Annotated in this window: 18 protein-coding genes; 6 read left to right on the top strand and 12 right to left on the bottom strand. The window is 66.3% G+C overall.

Annotated features, from left to right (window positions below; translation table 11 throughout):
* Positions 1 to 46 precede the first annotated feature (46 nt).
* Both ACVWZM_RS34655 and ACVWZM_RS34650 read right to left on the bottom strand, forming a co-directional pair.
* Positions 47 to 403: a hypothetical protein gene (locus tag ACVWZM_RS34655; RefSeq protein WP_253589849.1), complete on the bottom strand. Its 357-nt coding sequence runs from the start codon at positions 401 to 403 to the stop codon at positions 47 to 49.
* Positions 404 to 489: 86 nt separating this feature from the next.
* A complete protein-coding gene (locus ACVWZM_RS34650) occupies positions 490 to 1,110 on the bottom strand; it encodes a hypothetical protein (RefSeq protein ID WP_456855717.1) in 621 nt (206 codons plus the stop codon).
* 70 nt (positions 1,111 to 1,180) lie between these two features.
* On the opposite strand from ACVWZM_RS34650, the gene ACVWZM_RS34645 reads away from it, so the two are divergent.
* Entirely contained in the window at positions 1,181 to 1,615 is a 435-nt protein-coding gene (locus ACVWZM_RS34645; RefSeq protein WP_168855013.1) for a hypothetical protein, read from the top strand.
* Positions 1,616 to 1,629: 14 nt separating this feature from the next.
* On the opposite strand, the gene ACVWZM_RS34640 is transcribed toward ACVWZM_RS34645, so the two are convergent.
* Positions 1,630 to 4,032 carry an EAL domain-containing protein gene (locus ACVWZM_RS34640; RefSeq protein WP_253589847.1) on the bottom strand — a complete coding sequence of 801 codons (2,403 nt, stop codon included), beginning with the start codon at positions 4,030 to 4,032 and terminating at the stop codon, positions 1,630 to 1,632.
* Positions 4,033 to 4,179: 147 nt separating this feature from the next.
* Positions 4,180 to 5,568, bottom strand: coding sequence for an MFS transporter (locus tag ACVWZM_RS34635; RefSeq protein ID WP_456856822.1), 1,389 nt, complete (start codon positions 5,566 to 5,568; stop codon positions 4,180 to 4,182).
* Positions 5,569 to 6,184: 616 nt separating this feature from the next.
* Between ACVWZM_RS34635 and ACVWZM_RS34630 the strand changes: the two genes are divergently transcribed.
* Complete coding sequence (locus ACVWZM_RS34630) at positions 6,185 to 7,261, top strand: lysylphosphatidylglycerol synthase transmembrane domain-containing protein (protein ID WP_253639438.1); 1,077 nt, start codon at positions 6,185 to 6,187, stop codon at positions 7,259 to 7,261.
* 102 nt (positions 7,262 to 7,363) lie between these two features.
* Entirely contained in the window at positions 7,364 to 9,331 is a 1,968-nt protein-coding gene (locus tag ACVWZM_RS34625; RefSeq protein ID WP_376708480.1) for an SGNH/GDSL hydrolase family protein, read from the top strand.
* A gap of 166 nt (positions 9,332 to 9,497) precedes the next feature.
* Here the strand turns inward: ACVWZM_RS34625 and ACVWZM_RS34620 are convergent, their stop codons facing one another.
* Complete coding sequence (locus tag ACVWZM_RS34620) at positions 9,498 to 10,064, bottom strand: DUF2147 domain-containing protein (RefSeq protein ID WP_057016746.1); 567 nt, start codon at positions 10,062 to 10,064, stop codon at positions 9,498 to 9,500.
* Positions 10,065 to 10,202: 138 nt separating this feature from the next.
* Positions 10,203 to 11,231, bottom strand: coding sequence for an NAD(P)/FAD-dependent oxidoreductase (locus tag ACVWZM_RS34615; protein ID WP_057016688.1), 1,029 nt, complete (start codon positions 11,229 to 11,231; stop codon positions 10,203 to 10,205).
* A 164-nt stretch (positions 11,232 to 11,395) separates the two neighbouring features.
* Here ACVWZM_RS34615 and ACVWZM_RS34610 point away from each other — a divergent pair, with 164 nt between their 5' ends.
* Positions 11,396 to 11,857: an acyl-CoA thioesterase gene (locus tag ACVWZM_RS34610; RefSeq protein ID WP_076825837.1), complete on the top strand. Its 462-nt coding sequence runs from the start codon at positions 11,396 to 11,398 to the stop codon at positions 11,855 to 11,857.
* 105 nt (positions 11,858 to 11,962) lie between these two features.
* Here ACVWZM_RS34610 and ACVWZM_RS34605 read toward each other — a convergent pair whose 3' ends face one another.
* Both ACVWZM_RS34605 and ACVWZM_RS34600 read right to left on the bottom strand, forming a co-directional pair.
* A complete protein-coding gene (locus tag ACVWZM_RS34605; RefSeq protein WP_016841525.1) occupies positions 11,963 to 12,283 on the bottom strand; it encodes a 2Fe-2S iron-sulfur cluster-binding protein in 321 nt (106 codons plus the stop codon).
* A 161-nt stretch (positions 12,284 to 12,444) separates the two neighbouring features.
* Positions 12,445 to 12,822, bottom strand: coding sequence for an Hpt domain-containing protein (locus tag ACVWZM_RS34600; protein WP_456855716.1), 378 nt, complete (start codon positions 12,820 to 12,822; stop codon positions 12,445 to 12,447).
* A 381-nt stretch (positions 12,823 to 13,203) separates the two neighbouring features.
* Between ACVWZM_RS34600 and ACVWZM_RS34595 the strand changes: the two genes are divergently transcribed.
* The gene (locus tag ACVWZM_RS34595; protein WP_456855715.1) at positions 13,204 to 19,353 is read left to right on the top strand and encodes an apolipoprotein A-IV repeat region-like domain-containing protein; all 6,150 of its coding nucleotides are present in this window, start codon (positions 13,204 to 13,206) and stop codon (positions 19,351 to 19,353) included.
* A 221-nt stretch (positions 19,354 to 19,574) separates the two neighbouring features.
* Here ACVWZM_RS34595 and ACVWZM_RS34590 read toward each other — a convergent pair whose 3' ends face one another.
* From ACVWZM_RS34590 to ACVWZM_RS34580, 3 genes are all read right to left on the bottom strand, one after another.
* Entirely contained in the window at positions 19,575 to 20,444 is an 870-nt protein-coding gene (locus tag ACVWZM_RS34590) for an MlaD family protein (protein WP_028341638.1), read from the bottom strand.
* A 119-nt stretch (positions 20,445 to 20,563) separates the two neighbouring features.
* Positions 20,564 to 21,334: an ABC transporter ATP-binding protein gene (locus ACVWZM_RS34585; protein WP_028338275.1), complete on the bottom strand. Its 771-nt coding sequence runs from the start codon at positions 21,332 to 21,334 to the stop codon at positions 20,564 to 20,566.
* A 2-nt stretch (positions 21,335 to 21,336) separates the two neighbouring features.
* Positions 21,337 to 22,470 (bottom strand): MlaE family ABC transporter permease, encoded by a 1,134-nt coding sequence (locus ACVWZM_RS34580; RefSeq protein WP_456855714.1) that lies wholly within the window; start codon positions 22,468 to 22,470, stop codon positions 21,337 to 21,339.
* Between the two features lie 141 nt (positions 22,471 to 22,611).
* On the opposite strand from ACVWZM_RS34580, the gene dgcA reads away from it, so the two are divergent.
* On the top strand, positions 22,612 to 23,613 hold the full coding sequence (gene dgcA, locus ACVWZM_RS34575; protein ID WP_456855713.1) for an N-acetyl-D-Glu racemase DgcA: 1,002 nt from the start codon (positions 22,612 to 22,614) through the stop codon (positions 23,611 to 23,613).
* Here the strand turns inward: dgcA and ACVWZM_RS34570 are convergent.
* Positions 23,610 to 24,782 (bottom strand): MFS transporter, encoded by a 1,173-nt coding sequence (locus tag ACVWZM_RS34570; RefSeq protein WP_456855712.1) that lies wholly within the window; start codon positions 24,780 to 24,782, stop codon positions 23,610 to 23,612. The two genes, dgcA and ACVWZM_RS34570, sit on opposite strands and share 4 nt — an antisense overlap.
* Positions 24,783 to 24,792: the final 10 nt, after the last annotated feature.

Here is a 24,792-nt window from a genome sequence, read left to right as displayed (position 1 = left end):
TAGGAGTGGCACTCGCAGCGGCCCATTTCCAGTGAGCGCCAGGGCATCAAAAGCCACAGGCCGCATACGTCTTTCTCACGAGACGAAAATGCGCGCCCTCGGCTACGAAGTCCACATCCATGCACTGGTTGCCTTTGCGATACTCCCCGATCACGCCGCACTGCAGATATTCGAGGTTTATCCGCCAGCGCTTTTCTTGCGGCGAGTAGGTCGCAAAGTCGTGCTGCGCGACCGGCGTTCCCCTGCAGATTCCGGCAACGTATCGCCGCACGTCGGGCGGCAGATTGTCGACGTGATTGGGATCAAGCGGATCATGTTTGTTGCCCACGCTGCCCTTGGAAAGAGCCGGCGGGATGCTCAGGAGCACAAGGCATAGAGCCAAAAATGGGGTCCGGATTGTCATCTGACGCTCCAGCCAAAAGCAAATCCGTCGCCGAGTTTACAGCGCGTTGCTTACAACCCGCTTACAGTCCGGCCGCGCGAACCGCTTCACCGATTGCGAACCGCCTTCGGCAGCAGCGCATCGGGCAATTGATCGAAGCTGTAGCGCCGCGGCCGGTTGCGCGTGACGAAGCCGCCGACCTGCCAGGTGAACAGCGCGGCAAAGCCGACCAGGAACAGCGCGCCCATCCAGTTCGAGGTCAGCAGCGCCGTCAGCAGCAATCCGATCATTGCCACCGCAAGGCAGGCCAGCAGCGCCAGCGCGGCGGTGTACGTCTTCGGCCCGAGGCCTCCGACCAGCTTGGCCGTGCTGCCCGCCGCCTGCATCCGGCGATGCAGCTCGACGATGAAGTCGCGGTAGAGATGGCCCTGCGGCGCCACCAGCGTCGCGGTCTGCCAGGTGGTCGAGAGGATCGCGATCCGCCCGCCCCTGGCGTTGTCGATGTCGGCGCGAAACCGCTGCTGCTGCATCGAGACCGGGCGATAGGACAGTTTCACCGCGGAGATGTCGGCATAGTCCCACACGCCCGACCGGCCGGCGATCCGCCACGCCAGCCCGTCCTCGGTCAGCTCGAACTGGTGCGCCGAGCCGATCAATGAGGCCTTGTAGGCGTAGCGCAGCGGCGAGCCCTCGCCTGCCTCCGATCGATCCTGCAACGTTGTTGGCAAGCCGCCGTTCCACCTGTTCAAACGCACACGCAGCTTGCGCAGCCTGTCGCGCCTATCCTACAAGCGAGCCATGCCCGAGACGACCTATTTTCCGCGCTACCTCATCCTCGGCGGCGCGATGATATCCGGCGTGCTGCTGGCGCTTGCCGTGCACATGCTCGGCGCGCGCTACGGGCTCGATCTCGGCGGCCTGTGGCGCTCCGACAGCCACGAGTTCATGCCGGCGGGCGCCGCGATTGCGTGGTGGCTGATCGCGACCGTCGGATTTTCGGGCGGCTACTTCACCGCCAATCTGATGCACAGCGCGGTGGCCGGCCAGATCCCGCAGCGGATGCGTAACTTCCTGATCGTCGTCGGCGTGCTGATGCTGGCCGGTGCCGGCCAGGCCGCGTCGGCGCCGAGCACGGTCTCGACCATTTCCGCCGTGCTCGCTGGCCTCGCCGCCCTGTGCCTCGGCGCATTGATGGCGTTCTGCGGCGCCTATTTTGCCCTGCGCAAGAGCTGAGCTAGCCCTCCAACTCAGGCGACCGACCGTTCCGGCGTCCTGCGCAACATCTTGGCGACGTCGGCTGCCGGCCGCGGCGGGCTGAACAAATAGCCCTGCGCCTGCGTGCAGCCCTCCCGACGCAGCAGGTCGAACTGGGTATCGGTCTCGACCCCTTCGGCGGTCGTGACGATGCCGAGGCTCTTGCCGAGGCCGGTGACCGCGCGCACGATCGCCATCGAGTCCTCGCGTGTCGCAAGGTCGGTGACGAAGGACCGGTCGATCTTGATCTTGTCGAACGGGAAGCTGCGCAGATAGCTCAGCGAGGAATAGCCGGTGCCGAAATCGTCCAGCGAGATGCGGACGCCGAAGCCGCGAAGCTCATGCAGCACCGCGAGCGTCGCCTCGCTGTTCTGCAGCAGCACCGATTCGGTGATCTCGAGCTCAAGCCGGTCCGCCGACAGGCCCGATGCTTCCAGCGCCGCCTTCACCGACGACACCAGGTTCGGGTTCTTGAACTGCACCGGCGAGAGATTGACGGCAACCGCGACGGCCTCGGGCCAGCCCGCGGCATCCGCGCAGGCCTTGCGCAACACGATCTCGCCAAGCGGAACGATCAGCCCGGTTTCCTCGGCGACAGGAATGAAATTGTTCGGCGCGATCAGGCCACGCAGCGAATGGTTCCAGCGCGCCAGCGCCTCGAAGGCGACGATCCGATCGCCCGCGACATCGCGGATCGGCTGGTAGTAGACCTCGAACTCGTCATGCTCGAGCGCGAGCCGCAGGTCGCGCTCCAGCAGGCGGCGCGCCTGCGCACGCGCATCCATCCCGGTCTCGAAGAAGCGATAGGTGCCGCGGCCGTCGGCCTTGGCGCGGTACAGCGCGAGATCGGCCTTTTGCAGCAATTCGTCGGGATCCTTGCCGTCTTCGGGCGCGAGCGAGATGCCGATGCTGACGCCGATCACGAGCTGATGGCCGCCGATCTCGTAGGGCGCAGCGATCCGCTCGACCACGAGACTTGCCAGCGACGACACGACGGACGGCTCGCAATTGCTGCAGAACTGCACGATGGCGAATTCGTCGCCGCCGAGCCGCGCCACGGTGTCGTGCTCGGTGACGCATTCGCCCAGCCGGCGCGCGACTTCGCGGAGCAGCGCGTCGCCGATCGGATGTCCGAGCGTGTCGTTGATTTCCTTGAAATGATCGAGATCGAGACAGAGCACGGCCAGCTGGTCGGAGCGCTTGGCCAGTCTCGAGGCCTTCTCGAGCTGCTCGCGGAACAGCGTCCGGTTCGGCAAATTGGTCAGCGCGTCATGCCGCGCCATGTGCGAAATCTGCTCCTGTGCCTGCTGCCATTCGGTGATGTCCTCGAAGGTCGCGACCCAGCCGCCGCCCTTCATCGGCTGGTCGACGACGCGGATCGCGCGCTCGTTGCGGCTGACGATCCGCGTCGCGCTGTGGCCGGCCTTTGCCTCGGCGACGAGAGCATTGCAGAACTCCTCGGGATCGCCGTCCCACTCGCCGATGGAATGGAGGTCCTGCAGGACATCGATCAGCAGGCGTCCCTGCAGCGGTATGCGACTGCGCCCCATCATCTCGCTGTAGCGCTCGTTGAACAGCATGATGCGGCCGTCGGCATCGAACATGCACAGCCCCTGCGACATGTTCTCGAGCGCGGTATCGAGCACCACCTTCTGCTTGTGAAGTTCGGTCTTGGCGCGACGGTCGAGGATCGAGGCGATCAGCGAGAGGCCGAGGATCGCGAAGGCCGCAACGGCGGTCATGAACGAGAGCACGCGCGGCGAGACCGTAAGTCCGCCGGAAACGATGGTCGGATCCGGGACGAGCGTCACCGCGCCCATCGCAGTGAAATGATGCGAGACGATCGCGACGGTCAGAAGACCGGTCGCGGCGGCGGTGGTGCCGAAACGTTCGCCACGGGTGGCAACGACGAGCGCGAGCGCGCCGAACAGGCTTCCGAACGCGATCGACGAGGCGACGATGCCGGGCGACCAGATGATGCGCGCGGGCAGCTCCAGCCCGAGCATGCCGGTGTAATGCATCGCCGCGACACCGGCGCCGACGATCGCGCCACCGGCCGCAACCGTCTGCCAGCGTCCATCGAGCGTGGCGACGGCCAATCCGACCGCCAGGATCGCAACCGCGAGCACCAGCGACAGCAGCGTGATGGGAATGTTGTACCCGGCCTCGATGCCGGGATCGTACGCCAGCATGGCAACGAAATGGGTGGCCCAGATACCGCAACCGCCGACCGCCGCATCGAGGCCGATCCAGATCTCGCGGGCCCGCCCCTGCGCAGCGCGGGCACGGTGAAACAGGCTGATCGCGACGGCGCTGGCGAGCAGGCAGATCACCCCGCCGAGGACGACCAACCGCCAGTCATGTTCCAAAGTGAGACAGGTCAGAACGCGATACATATAGGCCCCCTTTATGGACCTATAAGAACAGACGCATTCGTGTAGGAACGGTAACCGCACCGCAGCAAGGTTCCACGCATGGTGAAGAAGCCTTGAATGCAGGCGATCGGGTCAGGGCAACGCGGAGATGCCTCGCTGCGGTTCGTCTCAGCGCCGAGCCTGTGACCATGCGCCGATCCAGATCAGCGCAGCCGCCGCCAGCAACACGCCGGCGGAGATGACGAGGGCCGCATGCAGGCCGGTGATGAAGGCCGCGGACCGGCTGACCATCGAGCCGAACAGCGCGACACCGAGCACGCTGCCGGTCTGCCGGGTCGCGTTCAACACCCCGGCCGCGATGCCGGCATGCTGTGGCCCGGCACTGCCGAGCAGCGCCGATGTCAGGGGCGGCACCAGCAGGCCGAGGCCGCCGCTCATGGCCAGCAATTGCAGGCAGATCGCGAGGTAGCTGGTGCCGGGGCCGATGAACAGCATCGCAAGACATCCGGTGGCGGAGAGAGCGGCGCCGAGCGCGATTGTCGCCGGCGCGCCGATCCGCTCCGCGACATGCGGTGCGATCAGGTTGGCGGGCAGCACGGCGCCGAGCATCGGCACGAACGCGAGGCCAGTGGCGAACGCCGACAGCCCGTTGACCTGCTGGAAGTAGAGGCTGAGCACGAAGATCAGGCCGTAGAACGCGACATTGACCAGGAGGCCGACCAGCGAGGTCAGGGCAAACATCCGGTGGCGGAACAGCGAGAGCGGCAGCATCGGCTGCGGCGCGCGCGCCTCACGCCAGACGAACAGCACGGAGAAGACGGCGGCGAGAGCGAAGCCTGCGATCACGAACGGGTTGCCCCAGCCGAGCGCGCCGCCTTCGATCAGCGCGCCGGCCAAAGTGCCGAGCGCGGCGATCGCCGCGACCTGACCCGGCAGATCGAGCCGGTGTTGCTGATGACGCGCGGTTTCGCTGGCAAAGCGCCAGGCGAGCCACAAGCCGGCGAGGCCGATCGGCAGGTTGACCAGAAAGATCGCGCGCCAGCCGACCAGCGCGATCAGTCCGCCGCCGACGAACGGGCCGGCGGTCAGCGCAAGGCTCGCGCCCGCGGCCCAGACACCGACCGCGCGTCCCCGCGCCTTCTCGTCTTCATAGGCATGGCGGAGCAGCGCCAGCGAGTTCGGCACCAGGATGGCCGCGGCCAGCCCCTGCGCGCAGCGGGCGGCGATCAGCGTCGCCGCATCAGGCGCGACCGCGCAGGCAACCGATGCCGCGGTGAAGATCGCAAACCCGGCCATGAAGATGCGCTTGGCGCCGATCCGGTCGCCGAGCGCGCCCGCGGTCAGGATGAAGGCCGCAAAGGCAATCGTGTAGGCGCTGACCACCCATTGCAGTTCGGCAACGCCGCCGCCGAGCGAGGCGCCGATCGCGTTGAGCGCCGTGTTGACGATGGTGACGTCGAGCTGCACGACGCCATAGCCGAGACTCATCGCGGCGAGCGTCAACGTCGCCGCGAGCCCGCTCGTTTGCTGATGCGACGTTGCGCGGCGCCCCGGCATGTGCCGGACGTTCAGGGATGTCTGTTGCATGGTCTTGTCCTTGCTCTCGGCAACCAATGCGAGACATAGGCCTTCGTTTCGCCGCAACACTTCGCCACGGATCGAAGTGTGAAATCGCGTGCCTGGCCGTCTATCCGACGGCGGCCCGCTTGCGCGGCGTTTTGCCTCAATAGACCTACGGGCCGCCCTCGCGCGGCTCACTGGCCCGAGCGCAGGGCGCATCATGCGCATGCGCGCGTCGACTTCACACTTTGGTAAACGTCACAGCCGGCTCAGCCGTCCCCACGCTGACGCATATCGTCCATTCGCCTCGCGCCAATGAACCCGCATCGACGCCGGGACGGCCGCAAAATCGGCAAAAAAGCCTGCGAAACCGCCTGAAGCGGCGGAACATGCAGTGGCCCCATCGCGGTCCTGCGACTCACATTCCGCAGAGCGAGAACATATGTAGCCAATATGACAATGACGCTGGACGAGGGCCGAAGGTTGGCTTGTCAAGGGCTGCACAACGCATCGGTTTTGCCTTATGGGTCATCGCGTACGGTGCGTTTGCCCGTCACCCGTCGCCGTCCGTGACCGGGTCCCACTGAAATTTGCCGCCCCGCCGGGAGGATGAATGCTTCGGCTGCTGACCACGCTTGGGCGTGGTTTCAAGGAAAAGATCGGCTGGAAACGGCTCGGGATCGCCGCGAGCGTGTTGATCATCGCGTTCGCGATCACGTCGCTTGTTCACACCCTGAAGGGCGTCGATACCGGCATCATTCTCACCGCGCTCACCAACATCGCGCCGCACCGGATCGCGCTGGCGGCGCTCTGCGTGGTCGGGGCGTTCTGCACGCTGACCTTCTACGACTTCTTCGCGCTGCGCACGATCGGCAAGATCCATGTCCCCTACCGCATCGCAGCGCTGTCGAGCTTCACGAGCTACACGATCGGCCACAATATCGGCGCCACGGTTTTCACCGGCGGCGCGATCCGCTTCCGGATCTATTCCGATTATGGCCTCTCCGCGATCGACGTCGCCAAGATCTGCTTTCTGTCGGGCCTGACCTTCTGGCTCGGCAATTTGTTCGTGCTCGGCTTCGGCATGGCCTGGCACCCGGCGGCGGCGTCGGCGATGGACCTGCTGCCGCCGGCGATGAACCGGCTGATCGCGCTCGGCTGCCTTGCCGGCATCGGCGCCTATTTCGTCTGGCTCCTGACCGGCGTGAAGCGCCGCGAGCTCGGCCAGAACGGCTGGAAGGTGGTGCTGCCCTCGGCCAAGTTGACGCTGTTGCAGATCCTGATCGGAGTGGTCGACCTCGGTTTCTGCGCGCTCGCGATGTACCTGCTGATGCCGACCGAGCCGCATATCGACTTCGTCTCGCTGGCGGTCGTGTTCATCCTGGCGACGCTGCTCGGCTTCGCCAGCCACGCCCCCGGCTCGATCGGCGTGTTCGACGCCGCGATGCTGGTGGCGCTGCCGGAGTTCAGCAAGGAACAATTGCTGGCGACGCTGGTCGTGTTCCGCATCCTCTACTTCCTGATCCCGTTCGGGATTTCGATCTCGATCATGGGCATGCGCGAGCTCTGGCTCAACGTGGTGCAGCCCTGGCAAGAGCGGAAACGACTAAGCCAAGCCTGCACGGCTTCGGCGACCGTGCGGCAACCGATCGAAAGCCGGCAGCAGCGGGTCAGGCAGCTGAAACGGTAACGGACAACGTTATCGGCCCTGTGCGGGCCCCTCGACCCCGGATTTTCGATCCTCGCGGCCGCTTCTCTTATTTTCGCCGTACCGCTCGCGTCAAACCGCGCCATGATTGGCTTTTTGGTTAGATTTTCGTTTCGGGTGACGGTCTGCAGCGTGCTGCTCGGCAGCGCGCTGGCCGCGGTCTTCGCATCGGCCGCGGAGGCGCAGGACAACCAGCTGCAGATCTCCTGGGAGGTCCGCAACCGCTTCCGCCTGTTCCGCGAGGAACGCGACTTCCGCCTGCATGTCGAGAGCGGGCTTGGCCGCAGCGTGCTGGCCTCGGAACAAACGCTGGAACTGCAAAGCGACGGCCGCGGCTGGGCGCGCAACACCGTGAACCGGCTCTGCATCGACCTGCAGGGCCGCGTCAGCGAACCCTGCACGCGCGACAACGTCAAGGAAAGCTATCTGACGCCGATCGATCATCCGATCGTCGTACGGCTCACCGGGCCGGTTCCGGTCGGCGCGACCTGCGCCTGGTCGTTCGACGACGGCGACGGGCCGCAATCCTCGACATTCGATTGCGCCGAGCCGATCAACCTGCGCGTCCGCTACGGCCGCACCACGGTCGCGACCGTCGACGTCGCAAGCGGCTCGGACGCCAACCAGCGCGTGACGACGCAGATCGAGGTACGCGACTTGCTGATCGCGGGCCTCGGCGACAGCATCGCGTCCGGCGAGGGCAATCCCGACCGCGCGATTGCGCTCTCCGACGAGGGGTTCTGCTTCCGCTCCTATCTCGGCGGAGCGCAATATTACCGGCCGAGCCGCGCCGGCTACAAAGGCGGCCGCGCCTGCGAAGCACCGGACACCCTGACCAACTGGCAGCGCCAGAGCGCGCTGTGGCTCAACTCGGCCTGTCACCGGTCGCTGTACAGCTACCAGACCCGCACGGCGCTCGCGCTCGCCGTGCAATATCCGCACATTGCGGTGACCTATCTGCCGCTGGCCTGCACCGGCGCCACCATCGCCGACGGCCTGCTCGGCTCGCAGCAGGCGCGGGAATGCCTGCCGACGAAGACAGCCAACACCTGCTCGGGCACCGTCAACGGCCAGATCGCGGAGCTGCGCACGGCACTCGCCGCCGCCAAGCGCCGTCAGCCCGACCGCACCCTCGACCTCGTGCTGCTCTCGATCGGCGCCAACGATATCTACTTCTCCGGCCTCGTCGCCAACGTGATCGTCGACACGCCGACCGAGCGCACGCTGTTCAGCCGCGGCGGCTCGATGGCCAGCGTCGACGATGCCCGTTCGGCGCTGGCGCGCGACCTGCCGGCCGATTTTGCCAAGCTGCGCGATGCGCTGAAGCCGCTGGTCGGCGGCGATCTCTCGCACGTGATCTACACGGCCTATGCCAATCCGGCGCTGGCCAATGGCGGCGCGCCCTGCCCCGGCGGCCGCGCCGGCTTCGAGATCCATCCCTCGTTCAACGCGGATCCCAACCGCCTCGCGTCGGTCTCGAGCTTCGTGCAGAACGAGTTCCTGCCGCAGCTCAAGGCGATCGCGCAGTGCCAGTCCGGCATCATCTGCCGCAATCCGCAGGCCGACCGCATGACCTTCGTCGATGCGCATCAGGACGCGTTTGCGAGCCATGGCTTCTGCGCACGCGCCTCGACCGATCCGGAATTCGACCGCGACTGCTTCGCCGCCAATGGCGACAGCTTCGTCTCGGACATCGTCGCCGCCGCCAACCAGCCGCTCAAATGCGGCCGCAGCGCCGGCGAATACCGCGCCTATCTGCCCCGCGCGCGCTGGATCCGCGACGCCAATGACAGCTACTTCACGGCGATGACCTACCCGCAGGGCCTGCCGTCCTCGATGCAGCCAAGCGACATCCACGACGCGACATGGGGCATCCTGTCGGCGGTGTATGGCGGCGCGGTGCATCCGAGCGCCGAAGGCCATGCCGCGATGGCCGATGCCGCGGTCCCCGCGGCCGCCACCGTGCTGCAGCTGAACACCGCGGTGCCCGAGGTGATTACCGAGCCGGTCGCGCCACTGCCGATGCCGATTGCACCGACGGGACAGCGCTGAACGCTCACGTTGCCACGCAAGAGCGGAGCACGAGCGTGCGCAGATCGGAGCGTTAGAGAGAAGTGCTAAAGCATGATCCGGAAAAGTGCGAAGCGGTTTTCCGAAAAGATCATGCTCAAACAAAGAACTAAAGCGCGATGACGATTCAACCTAATCTCATCGCGCCTTAGTGCCGCTTCGTCGCGGGCACCGGCGCCGCCGGCTTCGCCACGGCGGCTTGCGCCGGCAGATATTTGGCGACGATCGCGGGATCGAGTTGGGCCACCGCGGTGTCAGGCAGCCGGGTCCAGACCTCATCCTTGCCGAACAGCGAGATGCCGAGAAAGCCGCGCATCGTCAGCGTCTGACCATCGGCGCTCAACGTCATCTTGGCCTTATAGACCTTGCCGTTGCGCGGATCGAGCACGTTGCCGCCTTCATAGGCGAGCCCGTTGCGCTTCATGTCGCGGATGAGGGGAATGCCGAGCCACGGCATGTCCTTGCGATCGTCGGTGCATTTCGAGCAAACCGGATTGGGCGGGTCGCCGGGCGATGAGAACATCTTTGCGATCATGCCTTCGAACAGGCCATTGCGCTCGATCACCAGGAACCAGCCCTCGGGCTTGCCGTCTTCGATCTTTTGCCACAGGCCGGCAGCCGACGGGTCGGCCGCCGAGGCCGCAAGCGGAGCAGCTAGCGCAAAGGCCGTGGCGATCGCGAGGATCAGCCGAAGTCTGGATAGCGTGTTCCGCATCATCATCACCTGATCAATCGACCAACTCGACTACAAGCAGACTACGGCCATTTCACGGAGCGTTCCAGTGCCCGCGCCGCGCAGGAGCCGCGCAGGAAGTGGCCCATGCCCCTGGCATTGGTCTCTGCCCGAGTGAAATCAGTTCACCCCGAGCTTCTTCTGCAGACTCGATGACGAGGTTGTGTATTGGAACACCAGCCGCTTGTCCGGATACACGTAGCGGTGCGCCTTCTGCGCCATCAGCGCACCCTCGTGGAAGCCGGAGAGAATGAGCTTGAGCTTGCCCGGATAGGTGTTGATGTCGCCGATCGCGAAGATGCCTGACACGTTGGTCTCGAACGCCGCGGTGTCGACCGGCACCAGATTGTTCTCCAGCGCCACGCCCCAGTTCGCGACCGGGCCGAGCTTCATGGTGAGTCCGAAGAACGGCAGCATCGTATCGCACGCGATCGTCGAGACCGCATTGTCGTTGCCCTTGAGCGCCGCGCCCGAGAGCTGGCCGTTGGCGCCTTCGAGCCCCGTGACCTGGCCGATCTTCAGATCCATCCTGCCGTCGGCAACGAGCGCACGCATCTGCTCGACGCTGTGCGGCGCCGCGCGAAAATCGTCGCGCCGGTGCAGCAGCGTGATGCGCTTGGCGATCGGATGCAGATTGAGCGTCCAGTCGAGCGCGGAGTCGCCGCCGCCGACGATCAGGATGTTCTTGTCGCGGAATTGCTCCATCTTGCGCACGGCATAAAACACCGACGTGCCTTCATAGGCCTCGATGCCCGGCACCGGCGGGCGCTTCGGCTGGAACGAGCCGCCGCCGGCCGAGATCACGACGACCTTGCACTCGAACTCCTTGCCGGCATCGGTCTTCACGCGGAACAAGGGATCGCCGATCTTCTCGATGCTCTCCACCATCTCGTTGAGATGGAAGGTCGGATTGAACGGCTTGATCTGCTCCAGCAGCTGTTCGGTGAGGCCCTGACCGGTGACGAAGGGAATTCCGGGAATGTCGTAGATCGGCTTCTCGGGATAGAGCTCGGCACACTGCCCGCCGATCTTGTCGAGGATGTCGACCAGATGCACCTTCATGTCGAGCAGGCCCAGTTCGAACACGGCGAACAGTCCGCAGGGGCCCGCGCCAATAATCAGCACATCGGTCTTGATCGCTTCGCTCATGTCCGCTTCTTTTCAGTTGAAATCGACTGGACGGCTTTTTCGCCTGTCCAGCCAAGTGGGCCGGATCGCGACACGCATAATAGGGACAGCGGCTGGCGCGGCAACCCCTTGCCGAGCCTGCGCAAGTCGGCTGTATGGGCGGGAAACCGACGGAGATCCCCCTCGTGAATGCCCCTGTTCGTGCTGACGATGCGCCGCGCCTGGAAGACTTTCCCTACCGCCTGTCCGACAATGTGCGCTTTGCCGATCTCGACCCCAACGGGCACGTCAACAACGCCGTCTATGCGAGCTATTTTGAAACCGGCCGCGTCACGCTGGTAAAGGACCGCAGCATGGGGCTGATGCCGGCGGGGCTCGGCTGGATCATGGTGCGCCTCGACATCCATTTCCGCGCCGAGCTGCACTGGCCGGGTCAGATCGAGCTCGGGCTCGGTCTCGTCAAGTTTGGACGCACATCGACCACCTTCGACCAGGTGGTGTTTTCGGAAGGCAGATGCGTGGCGTCGGCGAAGGCGGTCACGGTGATGATCGATGAGGCCACGCGCAGGCCGACGCCGCTGCCGGCGGAGGTCAAGCAGAACTTCCGCCGCTGGGTCCGTCGCGGAGTGAATCCGGACGGCGAATAGAGACGGCAGAGCGTTTTCAAGCGAAGTGGATACCGGTTCGCGTGAAGAAAACGCGTCAAAACAAAAATCTAGAGCCTCGTTCCGATTCAATCGGAACGAAAGGCTCTAGGCCTGTCGTTCCGGCGTCGACACGACCAGTCCGTCGAGATCGTCGGTCACCTTGATCTGGCAGGACAGCCGCGAATTCGGACGCACGTCGAAGCCGAAATCCAGCATGTCCTCTTCCATCGGTGACGGCGCGCCGACCTTCTCGCGCCAGGCTTCATCGACATAGACATGGCAGGTCGCACAGGCGCAGGCGCCGCCGCATTCGGCTTCAATGCCGGGAATGGCGTTGCGGATCGCGCCTTCCATCACCGTCGCGCCGTTCTCGATGTCAACTGTGCGTTTCTCGCCGGAATGGTCGATAAAGTGGATTTTGGCCATGATTGCTCGTGCTGCCGGAATGCGCCGGACGATGGATGGAAAGGTCCCGGGCAGTCGTATAACGGGTCGGTCCGCACAGCGCTAGCGCGGAGACCGAAAACCTGCCCGCCTGTTGGGATGCCGCCCAAGCAGTCGCGGCGGACCGCTGAGACGCCGGACGCCTAGGAGCGGCCCAGGATCAGCTCGATCGCCGTGCGCGCCTCGGCAATCGCGGCGCCGAGCGCGGCAAGCGGCTGGGCCGCATCGGAACCGCCGCTCAGCGCGGTCTCCAGCTGGGCAGCAGCCTCGGCGACGCCGAAGGCGCCGATCGCCCGCGCCGATCCTTTCAGGGTGTGGGCATGGGTCGCCGCCTCGGGCGGCAAGGCGGCCAGTTCACCGAGGATCCGGGCCGACTGGGTCGAGAACATGGCCAGCACTTCCCGCTCGAGGCCCGGATCGCCCAGCGTCATGCGCTGAAGATGATCGACGTCGATCGGCCTGGCGCCGGGCGCCAGCGGCGGCGATTGCGTCCATTCGACCCGTTCGAGGTGAAGCGGCATGGCCTGTCCCTGTCGTCTCCGCCGGCCCTCGCCGGCGGATCGTTGCCCCAGCCAATCACGAAACTGGTTAACGGATTGTTGTTGGGATGATCGGCAAAACCGCCCGATTCTGGACAATTTCCGGACACAATCGGCGCTCTACAGCCGGAATTTCGAGTGCCCATAAGGCCTTATGGCGCAAAGCTGTTAACGATGATTAAGAAAGTATTAATCGCAAGCATTTCATTCGCATCGCTCTCCCAATAGGATGTTTGCGGATGTAGCGGACAAGCCGCCGAGGGGGCCGGCTTGCGCTCCGCTTGTGGGCACCGGCTTCGAGCTTGCGTGGGGACGATCGCAGGCTCGCCGACGCGTAAAATAGTGAGAGGGCTCAGACTGAACATGGCGAACACTCCCAAGAAGGTCAAAGACCCCACCGAAGTCGCGCTTTCTGCCATCCAGGAAGCCCTCAACATCAGCGAACAGGGCGCGGAGAATCGCAGCCCCATCAACGAAGGCGCCGCGCCGCCGAACCTGCCGCCCGCCGCCGATTTTTCAACCTCATCGTTCGAGTCCCGTCCGAGTAATACCGATCGTTCGGCGTTCGAGCCGATCGAAGAACCGCGCGCGCCGCGCCGCGCCGCCAATGATGATCGCGAAACCATCGGCCAGATGCTGCAGACGCTGCAGGGAGGACGCGCGCGCAACGCCTTCACGCTGTTCTTTGTCTGCTCCGGCGCCTGGCTGCTGGGCGGCGTCATCCTCACCATCGCATTCTGGCCGGCCCTGCAGGCCTCGATGGCCCAGGGCACCGGCGTCCTGGTGCTCGCCGGCCTTGCCGCGCTGTTCGCCGTGCCGATCCTGCTGTTCTACTATCTCGCCAGCCTCGCCGCGCACGGTCAGCGCATGCAGATGATCGCGCAATCGATGGCGCAGGTCGCGATGCGATTCTCCGAGCCGGAAAACGCCGCCGCCGATTCCATGGTGACGGTCGGCCAGGCGATCCGCCGCGAGGTCGCGGCGATGGGCGACGGCGTCGAGCGCGCGATCGCGCGCGCCGGCGAACTCGAGACCCTCGTCGCCAACGAGGTCGCGGCACTGGAACGCGCGTATTCCGACAACGAGGTGCGCATCCGCGCGCTGCTGCAGGACATCGCCCACCAGCGCGACAACCTGGTCGGCCAGGCCGAGCAGGTGCGCAGCGCGATCTCCGGCGTGCAGATCGACCTGCGCCACGACATCGCGCTGATCTCGGACGCGATCGCCTCGCGCGTCGACGAGGTCGCCAAGAGCATCACCGGCGCGCTGGAAGAGCGCGGCCAGCACATCACGACCGCGCTGAGCCATGCCGGCGACAACATGATCCTCGCGCTCGGCGAGCGCGGCGGCGACCTGCTCGACCGTCTCGAGGAAGCCAGCGCCGAGACCACGCGCGCGGTGATGGACGCCTCAGAACGGCTGACCACCAGCCTCAACTTCAAGACCGGCCACGTCCATGACGAGTTCGTCGATCTGGCCGATCGCGTCCACCAGTTGCTCAACGAGCGCATCGACCGCATCACCGGCGAGTTCGAGCAGCGTTCGTCTGTCATCGTCGACGGCATCTCCGATCGCACCGAAGAGGTCCACGACTCCCTGAAGAACTCTGCGGACTCGCTGCTGCTCGAGCTCGAGCTGCGCAGCAACGACCTCGTCAGCAAGATCGACGATGCCGGCAACCGCCTCGCCGGCCAGATCCTGACGTCGGGCGACAAGGCAAGCGAGGCGCTCGACGTCACCGTCAATTCGCTGGTCGCCAAGGTGGTGGGCCAAACCGAGACCGCGCACGACTCGCTGTCGCTGCAGATGAGCGCGTTCGACGACCTGGTGAGGAACCATGGCAGCGAGCTCGCCGAGAAATTCGCCCGCGACTCCGGCACGCTCGGCGCGCTGATCACCCGCCACATCTCGGAATTCGACCGCACGGTGAAGACCTTCGGCGGCGACATCGTCGAGCGCATGGGCCAGCGGACCCAGGACATCGCCGACAGCCTGAAGACCTATGTCGACACCTTCGACCACCGTGTCACCAGCAACAGCGGCGAGATCACCGCCTCGCTCGACCAGCGCCTGCTGCAGTTCGAGACCACGCTCGGCAGCCGCGTCACCAATCTCGACGCCTCGCTGACCGACAAGCTGTCGTCGTTCGACAGTTCGCTCGCCAGCAAGATCGGCTCGTTCGACGGCCGTCTGCAATCGCTCGATGACGCGATCGACGGCCGCATGAAGTCCCTCGAGGTCACCTTCGAGAGCCGCGCCAAGTCGGTCACCGAGACCATCGACGGCCATCTCGGCACGCTCGCGACCCAGCTGACCGACGGCGCCTCCCAGGCGATCCAGTCGATCGACTCGCGGCTTGGCCTGCTCACCACCACCCTGACCGAAGGCACCGTGCAGGCGATCGCCGCGGTCGACCATCGCATCAACGGCGTCACCGAGACCATCGACGGCCACAGCGTCCGCCTGGTCGACACCCTCAACGGCCACAGCACCCGCCTCGCCGACACCATCAATGGTCACAGCGCGAACCTGACCGACACCATTTCGGCGCGCTTCGCCGACATCCAGCAGGGCATCGAGAGCCGCGTCGGCGTCATCGCCAGCGACATCGACACCCGCGTCGCGCAATTCGAGGACCTGCTGGGCTCGCGCGTCGAGGCCGTCGCCGGCCGCATCGAGAGCAGCGGCCGCCAGGCGAGCGAGGACCTGATGTCCCGCGCCGAGCTGTTGTCGTCGAGCATCAAGTCCCATGTCGAGGACGCCGAGCGTTCGCTGACCAACCTCGTGGTCAACACCAGCGAAACCATCCAGACCGGCGCGCGCACGGCGCAGCAGGCGCTGCTCACCGTGTCCGCGGACGTCGGCAACCAGCTCAAGCTGAGCTCGGCCGAGGTTGAGAGCGTGCTGACCGCCGTCGGCACCAGCGCCGCCAACTCGATCCTCACCAGTGCCCGCGACGCCCAGGTGTCGCTGGTCTCGGCCTCCGGCGACGTTGCCTCGCAGATCAAGGCACTGTCCGAGGATGTCGAACGCACGCTGCAGGCGGCCGGCAGCGCCACCGCAGCCTCCGTGCTGTCGGGCGCCCGTGACGCGCAGACCACGCTGGTCAGCGCCTCTGTCGAAGCCGCAAGCCAGGTCAAGTCGCTCGCCAGCGATGTCGAGCAGTCGCTGTCGATGGCCGGCTCTGCCGCCGCCGAGGCGATCATGACCGGTGCCCGCGAGGCCCAGACCACGCTGATCTCGACGTCGACCGACGTCACCGGCCAGGTCAAGTCGCTCGCCAGCGACATCGAGCGTTCGCTGTCGATGGCCGGCTCCGCCACCGCGGAAGCCGTCGTCACCTCCGCTCGCGAAGCTCAGAGCACGCTTGCCGGTGCTTCCACCGAAGCCGCCAACCTGGTCCGCACGCTCGCGGCCGACGTGCAGCACTCGCTCTCGACCGCCGGCTCTGCCGCCGCCGAGGCAATCATGACCGGCGCCCGCGAGGCCCAGACCACGCTGATCTCGACGTCGACCGACGTCACCGGCCAGGTCAAGTCGCTCGCCAGCGACGTCGAGCGCTCGCTCTCGATGGCCGGCACCGCAACCGCGGAAGCCGTCGTCGCCTCCGCCCGCGAGGCCCAGAGCACGCTGGCAGGCGCGTCGACCGAAGCCACCAACCTGGTCCGCACGCTGTCGGCCGACATCGAGCGCTCGCTGTCGATGGCGGGCTCCGCCACCGCGGAAGCCGTCGTCGCCTCCGCTCGCGAGGCCCAGAGCACGCTGGCAGGCGCATCCACGGAGGCCGCCGATCTGGTCCGCTCGCTGGCGGCCGATATGGAGCGTTCGCTGTCGATGGCCGGCTCCGCCACCGCGGAATCGATCACGTCAGGCGCGCGTGAGGCCCAGAGCACCCTGGTCAACGCGTCGACCGAGGCCGCGACCAAGGTGTCGGCGCTTGCCGCCGACATCCAGCGTGCACTGTCGATGGCCGGCTCCGGCACCGTCGAGATGCTGACGGCCGGCGCCCGCGAGGCGCAGAACACCCTCGTCACCGCGTCGACGGAAGCAGCCAACCATGTCAAGTCGCTGGCCGTCGATGTCGAGCGCACCCTGACCTCGGTCGGCACCAACACCGCGCAGGCGATCCTCGGCAGCGCCCGCGATGCCCAGAGCTCGTTCGTGGCGACCTCCAGCGAGGCCGCAAGCCAGATCCGCGAGATCTCCGCCGAGATCGAGCGGTCACTGACCACGGCCAGCGCGGAGACTGCGCAGACCATCCTGGGCAGCGCCCGCGAGGCCCAGAGCTCGTTTGCGGCGACCTCCAGCGAGGCCGCAAGCCAGATCCGCGAGATCTCCGCCGAGATCGAGCGGTCACTGACCACGGCCAGCGCGGAGACTGCGCAGACCATCCTGGGCAGCGCCCGCGAGGCCCAGAGCTCGTTTGCGGCGACCTCCGCCGATGCCGCCGCCCAGATCCGCACGCTCTCGACCGATATCGAGCGCGCGCTGGGTGCGGTCACGGCCAAGACAACCGACAACATCCAGACCTCGGCGCAGAACGCGCAGGCCGCGCTGATCACCATGTCCAACGAGGTCTCGACCAAGGTCAAGACGACCTCCGCCGACATCGAACGTTCGGTGCTGTCGGCCTCCAGCGCCTTCGGCTCGGCGATGACCGGCAAGACCGACGAGATCGTCACCTATGTGCAGCAGCAGACCGAGCGTCTGTCGCAGATGGTCGACGGCCGCCGCGGCTCGCTGGTCGAGGCGCTGACCGCCAAGACCACGCAGCTGTCGAGCGACATGGATCGCGCCACCGCGGATGCGCTGAAGGCGATCGAAACCCGCGGCCTCGCCTTCTCGCAGTCGATGTCGGCCCACGGCAGCGATGTCGCGCGCAACATCACCTCGGCCGGCGATCAGGCGACCGGCGCGGTGGCGAAGTCGCTCAAGGAGCTCGAGCAGGCTTCGCGCGCGGCGATCGACCAGTCGCGCCAGGTCTCGATCTCGGCCGTCACGGAGATGCAGGAGACCAGCAAGATCCTGCGCACCGATACGGTCGCGCTGTTCGAGCGGCTGCGCGAAGGCAACATCCTCTTGCAGGAAGTGTTGACCGGCGCCCACGACAACCTCAACTCGCTGGAGCGCGCGCTGGTGACCCGCGTGGCCGACTTCGTGTCCGCCATGAACGACGTCACCTCGCGCAACGGCGTGGCAACCCAGACGCTGGAAGACCAACTGACGGTGTTCAACAGCAAGACCGGCAAGGCGCTGGAAGATCTCGGCGCGCTGTCGAGCCAGTTCGAGACCCATGGCAAGGCGCTGATCGATGCGGCTGCCGTGGTCGAGCAGGCCAACCGCTCGACGACGGCCTCCGTCAGCGAGCGCAAGTCGGCGCTGGAAGCGCTGGTCACGACCATCGACCTGCGCACCACCGATCTCGACCAGCGGCTGTCGCGCTTCACCGGGCTGCTCGATGAATCGCTCGGAGCGGCCGAGGAACGCGCCCGCGACATCGCCCGTGTGGTGGCGGAGACCGCAGGCGCCGGTTCGGCTGCGATCAGCAGGCAGTTCGAGGCGGTGCGCCTGGCGGCAGAGAACGAGCGTCAGCAGACCGTCGACGCCATGAACGACCTCTACCAGCAGAGCAACGCCGAGACCGATGCGATGTTCAAGGAATCGACGGAGAAGTTCTCCGCGATGGTCACGGCGATGAAGCAGATGGCGAGCGAGATGCAGAGCGAGCTCGAGGCCACCCGCAACGAGCTGCGCCGCGGCGTGCTCGAGATGCCGCAGGAGGCCGCCGAGAACACCGCGCAGATGCGCAAGGTGATCGTCGACCAGATCGAGGCGCTGGCCGAGCTGAACCGCATCGTCGCTCATCACGGCCGCGGACTCGACGTGGTCTCGACCAACCGCGCCAGCGTTCGCCACGAGGAGCCGGCGGTGGCTGCCGCCGGCGGCCGCGGCGATGTGCGCATGCGGGACAACGGCAACAGCGCCTCGACGCTGCCGCCGCCGGATCTCGGCATGGCGAGCTCGCGCCGCACCGAGGCCCCGTCGGTCAGCCCGGCAGGCTCCGACAACAACGGCGACGGCTGGCTGTCCGACCTGCTCAACCGCAGCGACGCACCGCCGCCTGCCCCGCAGAGCCGCGACGCCCAGCAGCGCCCGCGTCCGCAGCAGCAGCCGGTCAATCCGCTGGAGTCGCTGTCGCTCGACATCGGCCGGCTGATGGACCGCACGCTTGCGGCCGAGATGTGGGATCGCTACCAGCGCGGCGAGAACAAGGCGTTCTCCAAGCGCCTCTACACGCCGGCCGGCCAGAAGGCTTTCGATGAGGTGGCCCGCAAGTATCGCGCCGACCGCGGCTTCAAGCAGACGGTCGACCGCTACATCGCGGAGTTCGAGCGCCTGCTCGACGAAGTCGCCCGCGACGGCCGCGGCCAGCAGGAGCTGAGCAGCCACCTGACCTCGGAGACCGGGCTGGTCTACACCCTGCTCGCGCACGCCGCGGGACGGCTGGGGTAAGCCGGCAAAGTAAGCGAGTAGCGAATGGAAACGGAGGCCTCACGGCCTCCGTTTTGTTTTGGGTGGGATTGGAAAATTCGCGTCGACGAAGACTCGAAAGCGTCATTCCGGGGCGATGCGAAGCATCGAGCCCGAATCTCGAGATTCCGGGTTCGGTCCTACGGACCGCCCCGGAATGACTGTGCGACCAGAGGGCAGCGAACCTGTTCGCCATTCGCCCTTTATTGCCGCCGCCGCGGCCCGGGCGCGGTCGCCGGAGCCGGCGCGGGCTCGGGTGCGGCGTTGTTGCTGCCGCCGAAGATCACCCGGCTCGGGTTGCGGTCGAAATTGTTCACGGCGCGGCTGATGTCGGACAGCGTCCGGCGGCCGTCGTTGATCAGGAGATTGGATCGCTTGTCGAGATCCTCGGCGAGTTCGCGGATCGACTTCACCATCAGGTTCAGCTCGCTGCCATTGTTGCCGCCCGCGATCGCATTGAGGCCCAGCATCAGGCTGTCGGCCTTGCCCATCACGCCGTCGACCTTGAGCATGACGTTGTCGATTTTCTCGGAATTGCGCGCTAAGGCCTGGGTGAAGACCTCGAGATTCTTCAGCGAATTCTTCACCGACTGCTGATTGTCGGCGACGATGCGGTTGACGTTTTGCAGGGTGGCGCGGATCGCCTCGGTGACGTCCTGCAGCGCATTCGGGTCGGCGGTCAGAACCGGGATGCCGTCCTCGTCCAGCGGCACCGGCGGGGCGGCCTCCTCGCCGCCCTTGAGCGAAATCGCGGCGACGCCGGTGAGGCCCTGGAACTCGAGACCGACCAGGGTGTCCTTGCGGAGCGGTGCGTTGTTCTCGATCATCGCCAGCGCAACCACGCGCCGCGGGTTGTCGAGCTTCACCGAAACCACTTCCCCTATCCGAATACCGTTGAAATTGACGTTGCCGCCGTTGCGCAGGCCTGACGCTGGCCCTTCGAAGATCACCCGCAGGGGGCTGCGCTGCTTGGTGGTGTGCAGGCTCTGGAACCACAGCACGAAGCCGAATGCGGCGGCGATCACCGCCAGCGTGAAAGCCCCGATCAAGACGTAGTTCGCCCGCGTTTCCATCAATTACTCGCGTTAATCACTCTTGGGCCCTCGCGCAGCCGGCTGCGCTCGAGCCCGCCGAATTCCCTGTTGGCGCATGATCTCGTCCGAAAATCGGCTCCAGGTTTCGGGATCATGGGCTAGGCCACAACGGCACGGGCGCGCTTGCCGTTGAAATATTGCTGCAGCCATGGATGCTGCGACGCCTTCATGTCGGCGATCGATCCTGCAGCAATGATCTTACCGTTCCCTAAAACGGCGATACGGTCGCACGCGGTGTAAAGACTGTCGAGATCGTGGGTTACCATGAAAACGGTCAGCCCCAAAGTGCGCTGCAGGGTGCGCACCAGCTCGTCAAACTCGCCGGCGCCGATCGGATCGAGACCCGAGGTCGGCTCGTCGAGAAACACGAGTTCTGGATCGAGCGCGAGTGCGCGCGCCAGCGCGACGCGCTTGATCATGCCGCCCGACAATTCCGACGGATAGCGATCGGCGACCTCGGGCTTCAGGCCGACCATTACGAGTTTCGCCACCATGATCTCGTCGAGCAGCCGCTGCGAGACGCGCAGGTATTCGCGCGCCGGAAACTGGATGTTCTGGCGCACCGTGAGCGAGGAGAACAGCGCGCCCTGCTGGAACAGGATACCCCAGCGCCGTTCGACGGCGCGGCGCTGCGAGGTGCTCGCGGCGTCGAGATCGACGCCGAACACTTCGATGCGGCCGGCGACTTTCGGCACGAGCCCGATGATGGTGCGCGTCAACACCGACTTGCCGGCGCCCGAGGGCCCGACGAAGCCGAGGATCTCGCCGCGCCTGACGTCGAGGTTGAGGCCGTCGAGCACCCGCGTGTTGCCGAATTGGACGGTAATGTCGCGGACCCGGATGATGGCGTCGTTGTCCTCTTCCGCCATGATCACATCCCGATCGAGGCGAAGAAGATCGCGAACACGCCGTCCATCACGATCACGAAGAAGATTCCTTTCACCACCGATGCGGTGGTGTGCTGTCCGAGCGACTCCGCCGAACCCTGTACCGCCAGGCCTTCGACGCAGGCGACGATACCGATCACCGCCGCCATGACCGGCGCCTTGACCATGCCGACGATGAAATGGTCGATCGATATGGCATCACGAAGGCGGAGCAGGAAGGCCTCCGGATCGACGCCGCCATAGAGCCAGGCCACCAGGCCGCCGCCATAGAGCGCGGCCATCGCGCCGAGGAAGGCCAGGATCGGCAGCGCCAGCACCAGCGCCAGCATGCGCGGCAGGATCAGGACCTCGATCGGATCGAAGCCCATGGTGCGCAGCGCGTCGATCTCCTCGCGCATCTTCATCGAGCCGAGCTCGGCGGTATAGGCCGAGCCGGAGCGGCCCGCGACCATGATCGCGACCAGCAGCACGCCGATCTCGCGCAGCACCAAGACGCCCAGCATGTCGACGACGAAGATGTCGGCACCGAACCTGCGGAAATGGAAGATGCCCTGCTGCGAGATGATGCAGCCGATCAGGAAGGTGATCAGCACCACGATCGGCACCGCGCGCCAGCACACCTGCTCGAGGTGATGCACCGTCGAGGTCAGGCGGAAGCTGCGCGGATGGATCAGCACCTTCCCGGCGGCCGCCAGCACCGCGCCGAGCATGTCGACGAGACCGATGATGGTGCCGCCGATCCCGGCCACGGTGCGCCCGATCTGCTCGAGCATGCCCGATATCGACAGCCGGTCGCTGACGACCCCGGGCGCGGGGCCGACGCGGCGGACCTCGTCGACCAGGCTGGAATAATTGGCCGACAGGCCCGCGATCTCGGCTTCGGCGGTGGCGTCGCTCAGGCTGCGGCGCAGCCGCTCGATCAGCCAGGCGCCGAAGGTGTCGAGGCTCGCGACCTGCGACACGTCGATGAAGATGTGCGGCCGGCTGCCGCGCAGCCTCTCCGCGTCGGAGACGATCCGCTCAAGCGCAGGAGCAAAGCGGGCCGTCCAGTTGCCTGCCGCGCACAACGCCAGTCCTTCGCCTTGGGCTATCCGCTCCAGTGTCGGGTCGCCGCTCACCTTTTGCCTACCCCTCAAGCCGGCTGGCTGCCGCTAACGCTGATCTCCGGCGCTGCCGGATCGGCTTGTCGAATCTGCCGCTAACCAGCCATAGTTGGCTGCGCGTCGCAAGCTACGGTTCAGGAAATAGTAGACTTTAAAATGACTTCCACCCCATCCGGAGCGATTTCCCTGAGCAGTCGGATCGAGCGCTGGCCGATCGCGGGGACCTTCACGATCAGCCGCGGCACCAAGACCGAGGCTGTCGTCGTGGTGGCCGAGGTGAGCCAGGGCGGCCTCACCGGCCGCGGCGAATGCGTACCCTACCCGCGCTATGGCGAAACGCCCGAGGCGACGCTGCAGGCGATCCAGGCCCTACAGGCGCCACTCGCCAATGGCATGGACCGGATCGCCTTGCAGGCCGGGATGGCTGCCGGCGCCGCCCGCAATGCGCTGGATTGCGCGCTGGCGGACCTGGAGGCCAAACGCGCCGGCAAACGGATCTGGAACCTGCTCGGCCGGCCCGCACCGGAACCGCGCACCACCGCCTATACGATCTCGCTCGGGACGCCAGAGGCGATGGCGGAAGCCACCGCGAAGGCCGCGCATCGCGCGCTGCTCAAGATCAAGCTCGGTGGCGATGGCGACGCCGCGCGGATCGCCGCCGTACGCAAGGCGGCGCGGGCAGCCGAACTCATCGTCGATGCCAATGAAGCATGGACCGAGGACAACCTTGCCGCCAATCTCGCGGCCTGCGCCGATGCCCGCGTCACCCTGATCGAGCAGCCGCTGCCGGCGGGCAAGGACGAGGCGCTGGCGCGGATCAGGCGGCCGGTTGCGGTCTGCGCCGACGAGAGCGTGCACGACCGCGGCTCGCTTGCCGGCCTGCGCGGCCGCTATGACGCCGTCAACATCAAGCTCGACAAGACCGGCGGATTGACCGAAGCGCTGGCGATGGCGGATGCCGCCCGCGCGCTCGGCTTCGAGATCATGATCGGCTGCATGGTCGCGACCTCGCTCGCGATGGCACCGGCGATGCTGATCGCGCAAGCCGCGCGCTTCGTCGATCTCGACGGTCCGCTGCTGCTGGCGAAGGACCGCGACCACGGCCTGCGCTACGAGGGCAGCCTGGTCTATCCGCCCGACGCGGCGCTCTGGGGCTAATCGGTGAGACGCTTACGCGCCAGCCACATCACGAGCCCGCCCGTGGCCGCCATTGCCGCCATCATGTCGTAGACGCCGAGCCCGAAGCGCGCATAGACCATGCCGCTGACGATCGCCGTGGTGCTCGCGACAATGCCGCCGCAGGCGGTGAGATAGCCCTGCGCGCGCGCCATCACGTGAACCGGCACGTGATGCACCATCAGGCCCATGATGCCGACCTGGGTCAGGCCGAAGCTCAGTCCATGTCCGAGCTGCACAACTGCAAGCACCGCAAGCGGCGGGTCCTGCGCGGTGATCGCCCAGCGCGCCGCGGCACTGGCGGCCGCGATCATCACCAGCACAGCCGACGGCAGCGTGAAGCGCGGCGAGGCCGCAAACAGCACGATCTCGGCGATCACGCCGAGCACCCAGAGACAAGCGATCGTCAGGCCGCTGAAGCCGGCCTGCTGCCAGGCAATCGATGCGAAGATGTAATAGGCGCCGTGGCTGCCCTGGATCAGCGCCGAGGATACGATGATGGCGAGGAAGGTGGGATTACGCAGCAGTTTCGGCGCGCCGGCCGCAGGTGTGGCGGCTGCCCCTGGGCGGCCCAGCGGCCGCAGCGTCAGCCCGACCAGCGCGCCGAGCGCCGTCACGGCCGTGATGATCCAGATCAGGTCGACCTCGGCGACATAGCGGAGCAGGAAGCCGCTCAGCAGCGCGCAGACCGCGAAGGCGGCCGAGCCCCAGAGCCGCAGCGGTCCGTAGCTGAGGCCGAATTGCCTGACGCCGCGCAGCGCATAGGCGTCTGTGAGCGGCACCATTGGCGTCCAGACGCAGCAGGTCAGCGCATAGATCGCCAGCAGCACGAACGGCTGGTGCTGGGTGCCGATCACGGAAAAACCGAACGCCGTGGCGAATCCGGTGGCGATGATCGCCCCGCGCAGCATCTGGCGCCGCTCCGCCGCCGCGGTGACCAGCGGCAGCACGGTGAAGCGCGTCACCGGCGGCACCGCGGTGATGATGCCGATCCAGGTGGCGTCGATGCCGACCGCCTTCAGCCACACCGTGAAAAACGGCAGATGAACCCCGGTCATGCCGAACAGCGTGGCATAGAATGCCGCTAGGCTGCGCGCGAATCGCCGCGATGCAATCCTTGCTGCAATGGGGATTTGTGATTCGGAAGACATCAATTCAATT

The sequence above is a fragment of the Bradyrhizobium sp. USDA 4501 genome, assembly GCF_054062115.1.
Note: the sequence above shows the minus strand (reverse complement) of the source record. Positions and strands in the feature narration are given on the sequence as shown.